Origin of the sequence: Paenibacillus polymyxa M1 (genome assembly GCF_000237325.1) — a bacterium.
GTDB lineage: Bacteria > Bacillota > Bacilli > Paenibacillales > Paenibacillaceae > Paenibacillus > Paenibacillus polymyxa_C.
Map to the genome: position 1 here is coordinate 2676406 of NC_017542.1, position 14830 is coordinate 2691235.

Below are 14830 nucleotides of genomic sequence, written 5' to 3' on the forward strand. Positions count from 1 at the left end.
AGTCCTCGGACTGGAGGAAGGTTGTTTTTCTTTGTTATAAAATAGGAATCCTTTGTTGTTTCACACAATTATTCCCTAATTAATCATTCACATTATGATATCGCGGATTTACGAGAGAAGACGGAGGTTATGATGAATAAAGCAAAAACTCTCATTATTGAAGAATTTAGTAGCTGTCCTATTATCTAATAACATTATGACATGTACTTTTATCACAGTGACATTCCAATACATAAGAATTGTTAGATATACTTGAGCTGCCTAAGATTAGGTCCTCAACTTTATGACATGTCTTGAGGGAGGCGTGAAATGAGAAATAAGAAGAGGGCACGTCAGAGGCCAGTATTTTGCTAGGAATGAGAAAGGATGAAATCAGGTGACTTATATTGCACAAGAGAATCGATACGAACAGATGAAATATCGGCGGATTGGACGGAGCGGTGTCAGGCTCCCGGCCATTTCGCTCGGCTTGTGGCAAAATTTCGGTGGGGACAAACCGTTTGAGGATAGTCGTGCAATGATACTACGCGCCTTTGATCTTGGTGTCTCGCACTTTGATTTGGCAAACAATTATGGACCGCCTCCCGGATCGGCCGAGGAGACCTTTGGACACGTTTTAAAAAAGGACCTCGCACCTTATCGGGATGAGCTGTTTATTTCAACAAAAGCTGGCTACTATATGTGGCCTGGCCCGTACGGTGAGTGGGGATCGAGAAAAAACCTGCTTGCAAGCCTGGATCGCAGCCTTCAGCGAATGGGACTCGACTATGTCGATGTCTTTTACCATCATCGTCCCGATGGTGATACCCCCTTAGAGGAATCGATGGGAGCGCTTGCTCATGCTGTGAAAACAGGCAAAGCACTGTATGTCGGTTTATCCAATTACGGACCGGAGGAGACGAAGCAAGCAGCTGCGATCCTTAAAAACCTTGGTACACCGCTGCTCGTCCACCAGCCTATGTATTCGATGCTGAACCGGTGGATTGAGAACGGATTGCAGGACGTGCTGACTGAAGTAGGAGCCGGCACAGTGGCTTTCTGCCCGCTTGGTCGCGGACAGTTGACGGGAAAATACATCGATAAGCTGGAAGCTGAGTTTAAAACAGGCCTGCGCACGTTGAAACTAGAGGCCATATCTCAGGAGCGGATTAACAAATTCCGTGCGCTGGAGGCGATCGCGAAGCGCCGGGGTCAAACGTTGCCGCAAATAGCGTTGACATGGGCGCTGCGCGAAGGAGGTGTGGATTCGGTGCTAATCGGTGCAAGCCGTGTAGGTCAAATCGAGGAAAACGTGCAAGCAGTACACGCGGATCCGCTATCGGCAGCGGATCTTCAAGAGATAGACCAGGTTATGCATAATATCGGGGATGTCCCCTGGTAATGTCATGGCAACAACACGATTCATTAAACGAAACAAATCAGTCGAGGCTTGAAAGACCCATTGAGCTGTCTCTTTTAAGCCTTGCGCGAAAGTATGATGGAGAAAGTCCCTTCACTTTTTTAAACATTTTGGAGAACAGTAGCGGGTCGCTATAACCAACAGAATAGGAGACTTCCGTGATGGACAGCTGCGAATTGTCCAGCAGATCGCCTGCTTTGTCCATCCGGAGGTTCAACAAGTATTGTTGTGGGGAAACATTAAGAATCTCCTTGAAAAGGACGGACAGATATACACGATCAATCCCAACTATGTGTGCGACCTCGGAAATGGAAACTCTTTGGTTATAGTTCATTCGAATAAACTCGACCGCTTTACGAATGTAGGCGTCCTTGGGCCGTATCTCGGGCAGTAGCTGACTCGTAGCAACCAACATATCAATCCAATCGGCGAGTAACCTGAACAAAATACTCTGTCTTCGTAGTTCACTGGTGCTGTGGTTCACGTCGCAGGCAGAAAATTCATCCAAATAAAAATCAAACCAAAACAATGGGGAGTACCTGAATACGGGATGAAGGGGAGAAATGTGCGCCTGCTCGAATAGAGGTATAACCCCGTTACCCGAAAAGGCTATCCAAGAATAAATCCAAGGATCAGTTGGGTCCGCTTCCATGTAACAAAGAATGTTGTCGTATACGATAAAGCCTTCGCCTTGCTGAAGATGAAAGGTCTTTCCGTCAATCTGGTAAACGCCTCTACCCGCATGGATAAACATGATTTTGTATTGTCCTTTGATGCCGGGCCCCCAAGAATAACTGGGTTCACATACTTGTTTGCCGTGATAACAGTAACAAATATCCATCTGGTTGCTTTCCTCCTATAATAGTACATCATGACATATAAGATCCTGAAAGTCACTTGCGAAATGAGTTCACTTATAAGGAGTATAATGCTTGATCAGTTCCTTACGGACTATACGAGTCGTCAAACAGATGAATACGGTGGATCCATTGAAAACCGGATACCAGTTATTGCGAATGGCCAGCTTGATGATCCTGATAAGGCTGCCACAATCATTGGGCAAGGGTTTGCTGACGTAATTGCGTTGGAGAAAGGCGTACTTGCAAATTATGATTGGATAAAGAAGGTTAGAAATGGTAAACCGTTATCTGAGCTGGATCAAAATAAAGTTTTAAGACCGGATGCAACCATTAAGGATTTCGAGATTAGTCAATAAGATGATCATTGCGTAACCAAACATCTGGAGTTACGGATATGATGAGGACGTAGCTGGGATAAAATCGGAAGAACCATCGAAGGATGAAAAGTCCAGAGCGGTGGTTCTTTTTTTCTTTTGTTACCTATGCCATCATTATAGATGGAGGGCGATGAACAATGTTCCAAGATTTTAAGATCGTTGGTGACCGTCCGGTCGCGATACAAGTAAAAGAATATATTAAACGTTTAATTATAAAAGGGACGTTTCATAAGGATCAGAAGCTACCCTCCACACGTGAAATGAGTAGTGTGCTCAAGGTGAGTCGCAATACAGTTATTGCAGCCTATGAAGGCCTAGAGGACGATGGATTTACGTATACAATACCGAGTAGAGGCAGCTATGTGGCCGCTATGGTGGACCGTTTGGTTGCGGATAACGGAGGGGCTGACGCCTCCTTCGCCTGGCAGATTGATTGGAAGACAAGAATGAGCAAGTACGCTGTATCGGCTGCAGAGCTTGATATGATGAAGCAGGGCATTCGCGCCCCAAGAGGAATCATCTCGTTTACAAGCATCGCACCGGATGAGCAGCTGTTTGATCTGGGAAATGTAAGGCGAGCCTTTATGGATCGGATGGCAATCGAAGGGCAGGTGCTGCTCAACTACGGCTATGCCAAGGGTTACAAACCACTGATCGATTACCTGATGAGATATATGGAGAATAAGGGCGTCGATATAAGCGGCAAGGATCTACTGATTACAAGCGGTTTTACAGAAGGCTTCGATATTGTGCTGTCGGCACTTCGCCCTTCAGCGCGCCGCGGTACAGTAATTTGTGAAAATCCGACCCATCACACAGCGATCAAAAATTTAAAGCTACAAGGCTTTGAGATTACCGGCATTCCAATGGAGCGGGATGGTATTAATGTGGAGCAGCTTGAAGCGGTATTGCAGAAGCAGACAAATAGCTTCGATCTCGCCTATTTGACTCCTTCCTATCACAATCCTACAGGCATTGTCATGTCGCCAGCAAAGCGCAGCGCTGTAATGAATTTAATGATGCGCTATCAGATTCCGGTGATTGAGGATGGTTTTAATGAGGAGCTGCGCTATTCAGGAGCGCATATTGCGCCATTAATAGCAACAGCAGGGCGAGGGAACGGAGTCATCTATATTGGCAGCTTCTCCAAGGTGCTGTTTCCTGGCTTGCGAGTAGGCTGGGTGCTTGGAGATCGAGCGCTGATTGACACTCTGGAAAGCATTAAGCGTGCGCGCACCATTCATACCTCAACAATCGACCAATCGATATTATATCAATATTTACTCAATGGAAATTTTGAGAAATATGTAAAAAGAGCACGTATGGAATATAAGCGCAAATACGAGCTTACGAAGGCATGCTGTGATACCCATCTCTCTGAGGCGCAACTATCTGGCGATGGGGGCTTGCATGTGTTTCTTACCTTCCCGGCAGGTGTAAATACGCGCCAGTTGCTTGAAGCATGCATAGATCAAGGTGTTATATATATACCTGGAGACAAGTTTTTTATACATGAAGGTGAAGGGACGAATACTTTGCGGCTTGGCTTTTCCCGAGTAACGGATGAACAGATCGAGCGGGGTATTCAGATTATAGGCCAACAGGTGCGTAACTTTTCTAAGGCATGTGGTCATAAGAACAATCCGTAACTGCACTATGATTTTTTAAGAAAATGGGGGGTCATGATGAAGATTGGCGTTATTATGGGGGGTACTTCCACTGAGCGTGAGGTTTCTCTGCAGACAGGTCAAGAGATGCTGAATCATTTGGATCGCAGCCGCTATGAGGTGGTTCCAATTGTGATCGATCAGCCAGCGGATTTAATCGCACAGGTTCAGCACACAGGCATCGATTTTGCGTTGTTGGCGCTGCATGGCCAATATGGCGAGGATGGCACGGTGCAGGGAGCGCTGGAGACACTGGGCATTCCCTATACAGGGAGCGGTGTTCTGGCAAGCAGCCTGTGCATGAATAAGCAGCTGTCCAAGATGCTGCTGAAGTCGGCAGGGGTGCTTACGCCTGCAGGCCTCTGCTGGCAGGGAATGGGCGATTATGATCAGCAAGCGGTAGAGCAGTTGGGTTATCCCGTTATTGTGAAGCCGAATATGGGAGGATCCAGCATCGGCATCCAGCTTGTGCATAATGAGAAGGAGCTTCACTCGGCTATTCAGAAGGCTTGTGCTTTGGATCAGACGATTTTGGTTGAGCCTTTTATTCAAGGGACGGAGCTTACCTGCTCAATTGTGGATGGCGAGGTATTACCGATTATCAGGATTCGCTCTGCCCATTCTGAATGGTTCGACTATAAAGCGAAATATGAGACCGGCGGTGCTGAGGAGAAGGTGATCCAGCTTCCTCCCGTTATTGAGCAGCGTGTGCGCGAGACGGCGCTTGCCAGCTATCGGCTGCTGCAGTGCAAGGTGTATGCAAGGATCGATATGATTTTGTGCCAGGATGTACCTTACGTTTTGGAGGTAAACACCTTACCCGGAATGACCGCTAACAGCCTACTTCCGAAGAGTGCAGCTGCAGCAGGCATAACCTTTACGCAGCTGCTGGACCGTATTATTACTAGCTCACTTCATGAGCGAAAAAGGGAATGAGAGAAGGTTTAACATGTTTGATGGATTAGACCAGCTAGAATACCTTGATACGGAAGCTTTCATCTGAGAGAACATCGGAAGGCTTTTTGTTCATCCTAAAGAGAATTTAATGGTCTATAAAGTAAAGGGATTAGACAGAAAATGGCGAAATATTGTTATAATGGTTAGAACGGAACAGCGTTAAACTGATGTAGATTTGAAGGATGTTGCAGCATTAATGCAACTTGATTTTGCTTCAAGATGGGGAGGTGTTCACATCTCTATTCGCACCTTATAAAACTGTAGGAGAACGAATACGAAAATGAATATTTTAATCAGAGAAGTGAAGGCTGAGGACGGTGAGTGTAGCACAAACATTGATGGTAGCTTTATCGTGGATTCTACCCTTGTTATGCAATTAACGGGACAGCAAATCGAATATACGGTGAAGGAGAGGCCTATTAGTAAAAAAAGCTACGATGATGATCAGTTTGAGGAAGACACAGTTGAGGATTATTCGAATTATATCGACAATCCCGATCAGATCATATATTTAGCGCTCGTAAATAATCAAGTCGTAGGTCAAATTGTTCTGAAAAGGAATTGGAATAAGTATGCATATGTGGAAGATATCAAAGTCGACAAGCTATATAGAAGCTTCGGTATCGGTAAGGAACTAATCGAACAGGCTAAACGCTGGGGGAAGGATGGCGGAATGCCAGGAATCATGCTGGAGACACAAAGTAATAATGTTCGCGCTTGTAAATTCTATGAAAGTTGCGGTTTTGTGATCGGTGGATTCGACTCCTACGTCTACAGAGGCCTAGATAAAGAAAGTGACGAGATCGCGATCTATTGGTATCTGATGTTTGATTAGAACGACAAATTTATTTGAATAAAGGAGGACAAAAAGATGACTAAAAAGAGAATGGAATGGGAGGAAGGGAATTGGATCAATTCACCTCTATATGCCCGGAAAGAAGGAGATTTTCTTAAGGTTGCGCCTGAAAAGGGAAGAGATTTTTGGAAAAAGACATTATATGGTTTTGAATTTGAAGATGGGTCCGCTTTATTATCGGATTGGAATAATAACACGGCGGTAGAAGTATCGTTTCAACTCGCATCCTTTACGGAGCTTTATGATCAGGCAGGTATTTTGTTATACCATGGCCCCGAGCAATGGATTAAAGCGGGGATAGAAATCAATGATGGCATTCCTCAGCTTTCCACAGTCGTAACCGCTGGGTATTCTGACTGGTCGCTTGCGGCTGTGCCGGAGTGGGTTGGTGAAGAAGTCACCCTCCGCGCTTCCATCATCAAGGATGCTGTGGTCATTCGCGCACGGACGGAGAATCATGGATGGCGAACGATTCGTGTGGCGCGTTTTCCCTACACCACTGGAAATCAGGCAGGTCCATATACCTGTTCGCCAACCCGTGAGGGCTTTGAGGTTACCTTTACTCGCTGGCACTTTACAGAACGGGACCAAGACCTTCATAGTGATCCTCCTGTAGAACATCATTGAAGAACGAATGCACAGCTGAGCACAGCAATATGAGATACGATAAACTAGCTTATATGCACATGAAATAATGATTAAGAGTAGGTGTCTCATAATAAAATATATTGTAATAGACCCAAAAGGGAAGATGTGTATTTTGGTGTGAAATCCGGGACTGATAAGGAAGACCAAAGCGGAAAACTACTACTTGACACAATAAAATACATACTCTAAAAACTCCGATTTTGTCTTTCCTAAGTTCAGTTTTTTACGCAACAGACATGAGGTTGAAAAATATTTGATGTAAAGCACGCCCCATAGAGTACACACAGGGTAGTCTAAATGACATACTCTACTATGTACTCTATGGGGCATAATTATATCTGTCATTATCCATTTTAAAGATCAGGCGGTTTAATATATTTATAGAGGAGATATGCCTTCCAGCATCTTACAGCCCTTCTCTTGGCAGACAACTATTCCCCGAATGGCAAGCTCTCTTTAAGCGCCCACAGGTCATCATAGCTGGAAATACGGTAATCTGCCTTGGATAAATCCTGCTGGCCCGAGCCTGGGTTGTGTAAACCAATGCAGCGCATACCAGCACTCTTGGCTGCATGAACACCATTTCGTGAATCCTCAATAACAATACAATGGTCCGGGGCTATGCCAAGTAGTTCGGCGGCATATAGGAAGATGTCTGGTGCCGGTTTACCCTGGGATACCTCTTCTCCAGTGATTCGAATATCAAAGTAACGGCCAAGTCCCGTTTTTTCCATAATGAGATCAATCAGCGACCGCGGAGAGGAAGAGGCTACTGCAATCGGAATTCCTTTTTCCCGTAACCAGTCCAGCCACCGTTCCAGTCCGTCGATCGCCATCAGGCCCTCATATGCTGTTATGGTCTGCATCACATTTTTTCGGTGATAGGCAAGTGCCTCTTCCAATGTATTAGTAAGTTGATGCCTGTCCAGCACTTGACGCCACATGGATTCGAGTGTCACTCCAACATAGGTGTGATGCTCTTCTTCCGTCATGGGTGCACCGAAATGGGCAAAGGAGCTGCGTTCAACCTCAAAATAAATCGGTTCGCTGTCTACCAACACCCCATCCATGTCGAAAATGACCGCTTTGACCGGAACGGACGCTGATAGGTCTCCTGTGCATTCATGATTCGTCGGTGTAACATGATGAATGCTCGTCATGTCCATTCTCCCCCTTGTTAGTAGCTAATTTAGTTGCCGGAGCCATTCGATTGCAGCACAATCTTGATCGCCTGAGACGAAGGCTGAAGTGTCCGCTCGCTGATATTACATCCAAGTGTCTTAAAGGCTTCATGGTAGTCATCAAGCGGATACGAGTGGGTAATGATTTTTTTGGCGGGAATGATTTGCTGCTCAATCAGATAATGCGCCGTGGAGAACGTGCCCAGAGAATCAATCGAGCCGATGATTTTAAGGCTACGGTCAACGACCTCTTTCGGATTAAACGAGCTTATCCCATCTCTCAGCCCCACCAGCATCAAATACCCGCCGCTCGCAAGCTGGCTTAGTACCTCGGTGCCGACCACGCCTGTGGTATCCACAATCATGTCCACCTGATTCTTTGCCGGAGCCAGCCTATGAATGGCCGCCTCCAGCGTGGCATGCGCGGACCACCGTTCGGGGGCAATAGAATCCGCAATGGCGAGCCGTTCCTCCGAGATGTCAACAAGGCAACCAGTCACGCCTTTCGAAGCAAGAGCATAGCTGTACAGAATCCCGATCGGACCTGCGCCTATAATAACAGTGGTGAAGTTCGGCAGCAGGTTAATCTGGTTGATCCCGGTCAGCATACAGCTCAGCGGTTCGGTCAGCGTCGCTTCTTCGTAGCTGATATGATCCTTCAGCTTGTACAAAAAACGGTCCTCAGTCACATAATAATCGGTGAACGTACCGTCGGCGCTGACTCCGGTCTCTGTTACGGATTTGTGTGTACAATGATTTTGTCTTCCTGTCCGGCACATTTCACATTGACCGCAGTAATATGTTGGATCAATCACCACCCGGTCCCCAGGCTTGAGTGAACTGACGGCTGATCCAACAGCGACAACATCCCCGGCTGACTCGTGACCCAAGATCGTGGACGGCACGGCATGATATTTGCCACTAATGATACCTAGATCCGTACCGCATACGCCTGTCGCCCGAATCCGGACGAGTACATCGTTATCCTTTTTAATCTCCGGGATCGGTCTTTCCTCAAGTGCGACATCCCAAGCTGATTTGTATACTAGTGCAAGCATGAATAATTCCTCCTTTTGCCTATTGGGCAGATCGTTAGTGAAGAGTAGAAAGAACGGCATCAAGCCGTTTAACAATTTCGACAATCTCATCTTCTGTAGCCGTGAGAGAAGGTCTCACTTTGACCACATTGCCATAACCGTAACGGGAACCTCTGAGAATTAATTGCTGTTCCTCAAATGCACGATCGATAATTCCATTGCTTTTCACTGCATTCGGGGCATCGTCCTCATCTACAATTTCCAGTCCCCACATTAGTCCGACGCCACGAGCCTCACCAATGCAATCATGCTTGTCGGCCATCTCCGTCAGCAGGGATCCAAGCAGGTCTCCTTTGGACCGGACGGCTTCCAGAAAACCGGGTTCGGTTACAACCTCCAGCGTGGATTTGGCTGCCGTGACCGAGATCAGATTGCTGCCCGAGGTAAAGGAATGCTCGTGCTTCTCCAGGACATCAAGACGAGACTGCATCAAGACCGCTGCAACCGGGACACCGATGCCACCCAGACCTTTGGCGAGTGTAATGATATCCGGTTGGATGTCAAACAGCTCACTTGCGAACATGTAACCTGTCCGTCCAATTCCGGTCTGCACTTCGTCAGCAATCAGAATCATTCCGTGCTCGTCGCATAGCTGACGGAGACGCTTGAAATATCCTGGAGGCGGGATGATATTACCTCCGTTGCCCAGAATGGGTTCGATAATCATGCAGGCCACAGACCCAGAGCTTGCATACTCAATGGCGTCTGATATGGCGTCAATACAATGATGACCACACTTGTCTGGTGAAGAATTAAAGGGACAGCGATAGCAGTAGGGGGCAGGCACATGCAGAGAGTTTGCTGCAGTTGAGTTAGGAAAGTTTTTCCGGCGGAAGGCATTGCCGGAAATGCCTGTTGCGAATTGGGTTTGTCCATGATGTGACAGATGCAAGCTGATGATATCAGTAGCTCCGGTATATTTCTGGGCCAGTTTCACAGCACATTCGTTCGCTGTGGAGCCGGTAATATCTCTCATCCACCCAGCGTCGATACCGTTCGGGGCGTACTGGATTAGATGATCTAGGACTTCTTCGACATAAGGCTCTGTAAAAGACGAAGACATGTGAGCAAGATTGCCGACCTGCTCCTGTACTTTTGCGACGACATGAGGGTGGTTATAACCGAGCGACAAGTTGAAGGTGCCGGATACGCCATCCAAATACTCCTTGCCCGAATCGTCAATCAGAGTAATGCCTTTACCATATCTGAAACGTTCTTTGGTTAACGTATGCACGATATTTCCCCTCCATATCAGAATATACATTCTTATTAAGTCATCTTATAAAAGTGTACCACCCTATTAGAGCATCACGCGGCTGAACTCACCTCCCCAAAATAAGAAGTTTATCTTCCTTGCCCTCATGGGCAAGGGAGCACAATCTGGTGCTTCTGCGATTTCACAGATATGAGAGATAACCGCAGTAACAGAATCAGCCCGAAAAGCAAAAATGCGATAGGCCTCACCTCCCCTAAGAACTAAGCGATGTCATCCTTCCTTGCTCTGATGGGCAAGTGAATCAACTACTCGGCTACCCCGATTGTTCCACAGATGCGTGAGAATAAGTGCCAGCAGCAAAATCAGAGTAAACCCTCCTAAAATCCAGAGGCTAGCCGCCACCGGCCATTCGCTCATGCTCCAGCCTATAACATATTGAAGCACCGATCCGCCAATTCCGCCTGACGCAATCAGAATGCTGGTCGTCCGTTCGGTCATTCCTGGAATCATTACGTTGGCGTAGACAAGCGCGATACAGAAGAGGCCAGACATGAATATGCCTGCACCAAAAATGAGAAGGTATGTAGCCCATTGGCTGGATATAAATACCATAGCGACTAAGAAACAGAAAGTTCCGATTGCACTCCATAGTAGGAAAGGAATATATCCTGCTGACTCTGCAATCCTTCCTGAGAACATACGACCGATGATCATTGCAATCCAAAGTACGCTGACACCTAGCGAGGCTACAGATCCCTGAAGTTGTAGCGTTTCAGTCAGAATAGAAGGTAGGAAATTCATGAGCCCCAGTTCAAGACCCATATAAACAAAGAAGAATATAATGAAGATTCCTAGCAATACACGATGCTGTCCTGAGTAACGGGCTTGTTCAACTGAACGTTCAGTAGTGCGGATGTCTGCTTGGGTAAGGTGAGAGGAAGCGGAAACTGGCATGGTAAGCCAAAATAGCAGTAGGATAAAAGTGAGAAGGGAGATGGTGTAAAAGGTTAGATTCCATATTCCAAACCAGATATACAGGCTAACGATCGCAGGCATAAGCAGTGCACCAAGTGCAAAATAGACATCCAGCTTGGACATGGCTACGGCTTTTTGTTCTTCCGTGAACTCAATTGTAAACGCTCCGATAGATGATTCAATAATGCCTGAGCCGAAGCCAATCCAGATGGCCATTGCGATGACCCAATTCCATGAGGGCAGTACACCCAAGATAGTACATGCGATGACAATACTCCCCAAGGCAATAGCAAGCATGGACTTGCGGCCCATATGTAGAGCCATGAAGGGAGTGAGCAGAACGCCGACAAGAAAGCCGAAAAACTGCAAGAACAGCAGTAATCCACCATCGCTGTACCCCCGTCCATAGTGAGGCAGCAAAGTCGGCAGTAATGCCCCCAGCACAACGCTGGTGACACCGATTAACAGATAGAAAGCACAACTTAAAGCGAAAAGTCTCTTCAAGGCCTGTCCCTCCATAAGGTCATATTTTTTTATATGAGCATTGTTTTTACTAGAATATACCATTACTCTGGAAAAGTATATATACAATTCCACAGAAATTGTAAAAATAAATCAATAGACTCTTAATAATATGCGTCATGCTCCTTATCAACGTGATACACATCAGTTTTATCTTGAAGGCACTATATACTTTCGTACAATTGACTTTGATTTAGAAGTTGGTCCATCCTTCAAATGAACGGTTGATTAAAAACATTGGAGGGATCTTTCATGCGTTTGGGAGGAAAAGTTGCGGTCGTTATGAGAATTACAAATCCCCCTGACCAAAGTTTCGTAGCAGGGGGATTGCTTTAATATAAGTTCTAATTCACATACTTCTCTATCGTACTTCGGACTGCTCCGGGACCTGCCAGCATTTCATGAAACATGGCTTCAATCTTGTCGCCCAGACCAATCTCATATAATCGGACGCCGAACAGTTTTTCATCCTCAAGGAGGTAGCGAATTTCGGAGGTCTGATCGCCTAGCTTCGTATTCTGTAAATATCCCTGTAATGTATCCAGTAACGGGTCCGGACTGAGTGTGAAGGGAGCTCCTTGATCATCCAGTCCCAGCAAATAGCGACACCAAATCGCAATGGTCAAGGGAATAGCAGTCAAGTTGGCAGGATCAAGACCTGCTGTGCTAACATAAGACTTTATGGTTTCCCCAAAACGGATGCTCATCTTTTGAGATGTATCTGTTGCAATCCGCTGTGGTGCATCCGGAATATAGGGATTGGCGAAGCGTTCCTGCAATACCTCGTCAATGAATGCTTTCGGTTGGATAATTCCGGGATCAACCACAACAGGCAAGCCTTCCTTGTAGCCGATGGTTTCCACCAGACGACGCAAGGTGTGATCCTTCATTTCATCTGCAATGAGTTGATACCCTAGTAGACACCCGGAGAGGGCCAGCGCTGTATGTAGCGGATTGAGACAGGTAGTCACTTTCATCTTCTCCACTTTGTTCACCGTATCCCGATCCGTGAAGATGATGCCAGCTTCCTCTAGGGCAGGTCTCCCGTTTGTAAACTTGTCTTCAATGACCAAATACTCGCTAACCTCAGCATTGACAAAGGGGGCCGTATACGTATGCCTGGTGGTAACGATCATCTCCATGTCGACCAACCCCAGCTCCCGAAGAGCAGACTGTACCTGTAAGGAAGGGCGGGGGGTGATTTTATCAATCATAGTCAGCGGGAAGGTTATTTTCTCCTCATTCTGCAGATAGTCTACAAACCCATTCTCAACTAGACCTCTGTGATTCCACTCCTTGGCGATAGTAATCATACTATCCATTAACAGATCGCCGTTATGGGAGCAATTATCCATGCTTACAAAGGTCATTGGAAGCTGCCCCTTCAGATAACGCTGATAGACAAGCGAAGTAGCTATGCTCATCACATGCACCGGCTGTTCAGGACCATTCGCTAAATCCCTCTCTACAACAGCCAGATACTTACCGTCGGGCCCGGTGAGGACGTATCCTTTTTCCGTGACAGTATAGCTGGCCATCTGCAGAGTCGGATTTTCAAATATTTCAATCAGACGGAGGTAGTCGTCCGGACGATTCTTTTCTGCTACGAGGCTCTCAACGACGCTTGCGATCATACTTTTGTGAAATTTTCCGTCTGCACTCATCAACACCAGTAAGGTTAGATTGTCGTAAGGCTTATAAGTTTTGTCGATCATTTCAAAATCAAAGGCTTCGGCCGCAATTATACCTGTATCCGCTTTCAAACTATTCAGCAGCTGCTGCTGTGCATTGGCTACGAACCCCCGAAAAATATTGCCTGCGCCGAAATGCACCCATTGCGGTCTAACTCGGGTATTATGGGCTACAAGCTCCAAATCATATTTTGGCAGTTCAATACCTGCTGCTTCCCAGGCCGTCCTGTCTAAAAGGCTTTTCCGGTTAAGCTGGAGCATCTATTTCACTCCCTTGTTGTTTTGAGCCAGACTATCCCAGACACCCAGCAAGTACATAACTCCCAGTGCACGGTCATACAAACCGTAGCCTGGCCGACAATTCTTTTCTTCTCCCCATAGATGTCTGCCATGGTCTGGGCGCACATATCCCTGATAGCCGTTCTCGTGATAAGCTCTAACTACTTCCGGTACATTGACGCTTCCGTCCTTTCCACGGTGTGACACTTCAATAAAGTCGCCATTTTCGAACACCTTAACATTACGGATATGCGCAAAATGAATACGATCATGAAATTCCCGAATCATAGCCGGCAAATCATTCTCAAGATTAGTCCCCAGTGAGCCTGTGCAGAAGGTTAGACCATTATATGGACTGTTCACTGCATTTAAGATACGCCGGATGGTCTCACGACTCCGAACAATTCTCGGTAACCCGAAGATGGGCCATGCCGGATCATCAGGATGAATGGCCATCTTGATGTCAACCTCCTCGCAGACGGGGATAATGCGCTCAAGAAAATACTTTAGATTGTCAAACAGCTTGTCTTCAGTGACTTCCGCATAAGCAGCAAATAGTTCATCTAGTCTCGCCAACCGCTCCGGTTCCCAGCCTGGCATCGTGAACTTCCCTGCTCCCTTGAGAATCCGATCCACCATTTGGCGGGGATTATCGGTAATGGCAGCCTTTTCATAAAACAGAGCGTTAGATCCATCAGGTAGTTCTTTATACAACTCTGTTCTGGTCCAGTCAAAGATAGGCATAAAGTTATAGCAAATCACCTTGACTCCCACCTTGGCTAATTTGCGAATGGTGTCAATATAAATGTCAATGTATTGATCGCGGGATGGGAGGCCGATTTTGATATCATCGTGGACATTTACACTTTCTACGACCGCCGTACTAAAGCCCTTGCTTGTGATCTGCTCAGCTACCTTCTCAATTCGTTCCATTTCCCATACTTCACCCGCTACCTTATCATGTAAAGACCAGACAATACCCATAACTCCCGGAATTTGCCGGATATGATCCAGTGTAATATTGTCGTTGCCTTCTCCATACCATCTCCAGGTCATGTTCATAAAGATACCCTCCCTGATTTTATTGGCAATCTTGTATACAAGA

Annotated in this window: 13 protein-coding genes; 6 read left to right on the plus strand and 7 right to left on the minus strand. The window is 46.4% G+C overall.

Going from position 1 to position 14830, the window contains the following annotated elements:
- Positions 1-376 precede the first annotated feature (376 nt).
- Positions 377-1381, plus strand: coding sequence for an aldo/keto reductase (locus PPM_RS12100; RefSeq protein ID WP_013371150.1), 1005 nt, complete (start codon positions 377-379; stop codon positions 1379-1381).
- Positions 1382-1418: 37 nt separating this feature from the next.
- Here PPM_RS12100 and PPM_RS12105 read toward each other — a convergent pair whose 3' ends face one another.
- Complete coding sequence (locus PPM_RS12105; protein WP_013371151.1) at positions 1419-2240, minus strand: helix-turn-helix domain-containing protein; 822 nt, start codon at positions 2238-2240, stop codon at positions 1419-1421.
- An 87-nt stretch (positions 2241-2327) separates the two neighbouring features.
- Between PPM_RS12105 and PPM_RS12110 the strand changes: the two genes are divergently transcribed.
- From PPM_RS12110 to PPM_RS12130, 5 genes are all read left to right on the plus strand, one after another.
- Entirely contained in the window at positions 2328-2615 is a 288-nt protein-coding gene (locus tag PPM_RS12110) for a xenobiotic reductase b (RefSeq protein ID WP_013371152.1), read from the plus strand.
- A gap of 158 nt (positions 2616-2773) precedes the next feature.
- Positions 2774-4285 (plus strand): PLP-dependent aminotransferase family protein, encoded by a 1512-nt coding sequence (locus tag PPM_RS12115; RefSeq protein ID WP_013371153.1) that lies wholly within the window; start codon positions 2774-2776, stop codon positions 4283-4285.
- A 36-nt stretch (positions 4286-4321) separates the two neighbouring features.
- Positions 4322-5239, plus strand: coding sequence for a D-alanine--D-alanine ligase (locus PPM_RS12120; protein WP_013371154.1), 918 nt, complete (start codon positions 4322-4324; stop codon positions 5237-5239).
- A 301-nt stretch (positions 5240-5540) separates the two neighbouring features.
- The gene (locus PPM_RS12125; protein WP_013371155.1) at positions 5541-6095 is read left to right on the plus strand and encodes a GNAT family N-acetyltransferase; all 555 of its coding nucleotides are present in this window, start codon (positions 5541-5543) and stop codon (positions 6093-6095) included.
- Between the two features lie 36 nt (positions 6096-6131).
- Positions 6132-6743, plus strand: coding sequence for a DUF1349 domain-containing protein (locus PPM_RS12130; RefSeq protein ID WP_013371156.1), 612 nt, complete (start codon positions 6132-6134; stop codon positions 6741-6743).
- Between the two features lie 452 nt (positions 6744-7195).
- Here PPM_RS12130 and PPM_RS12135 read toward each other — a convergent pair whose 3' ends face one another.
- The 6 genes from PPM_RS12135 to uxuA all read right to left on the minus strand — a co-directional run bounded on the left by PPM_RS12135 (position 7196) and on the right by uxuA (position 14787).
- On the minus strand, positions 7196-7924 hold the full coding sequence (locus tag PPM_RS12135; protein ID WP_014599753.1) for an HAD family hydrolase: 729 nt from the start codon (positions 7922-7924) through the stop codon (positions 7196-7198).
- 29 nt (positions 7925-7953) lie between these two features.
- On the minus strand, positions 7954-9003 hold the full coding sequence (gene gutB1, locus PPM_RS12140) for a 2-amino-2-deoxy-D-mannitol dehydrogenase GutB1 (RefSeq protein WP_013371158.1): 1050 nt from the start codon (positions 9001-9003) through the stop codon (positions 7954-7956).
- 34 nt (positions 9004-9037) lie between these two features.
- Entirely contained in the window at positions 9038-10306 is a 1269-nt protein-coding gene (locus tag PPM_RS12145) for an aspartate aminotransferase family protein (RefSeq protein ID WP_254207958.1), read from the minus strand.
- Between the two features lie 222 nt (positions 10307-10528).
- Positions 10529-11737 carry an MFS transporter gene (locus PPM_RS12150; RefSeq protein WP_013371160.1) on the minus strand — a complete coding sequence of 403 codons (1209 nt, stop codon included), beginning with the start codon at positions 11735-11737 and terminating at the stop codon, positions 10529-10531.
- Between the two features lie 362 nt (positions 11738-12099).
- Positions 12100-13707, minus strand: a complete 1608-nt coding sequence (locus PPM_RS12155; RefSeq protein ID WP_013371161.1) for a mannitol dehydrogenase family protein — start codon at positions 13705-13707, stop codon at positions 12100-12102.
- The gene (gene uxuA / locus PPM_RS12160) at positions 13708-14787 is read right to left on the minus strand and encodes a mannonate dehydratase (RefSeq protein WP_013371162.1); all 1080 of its coding nucleotides are present in this window, start codon (positions 14785-14787) and stop codon (positions 13708-13710) included. It abuts the gene before it with no gap.
- Positions 14788-14830: the final 43 nt, after the last annotated feature.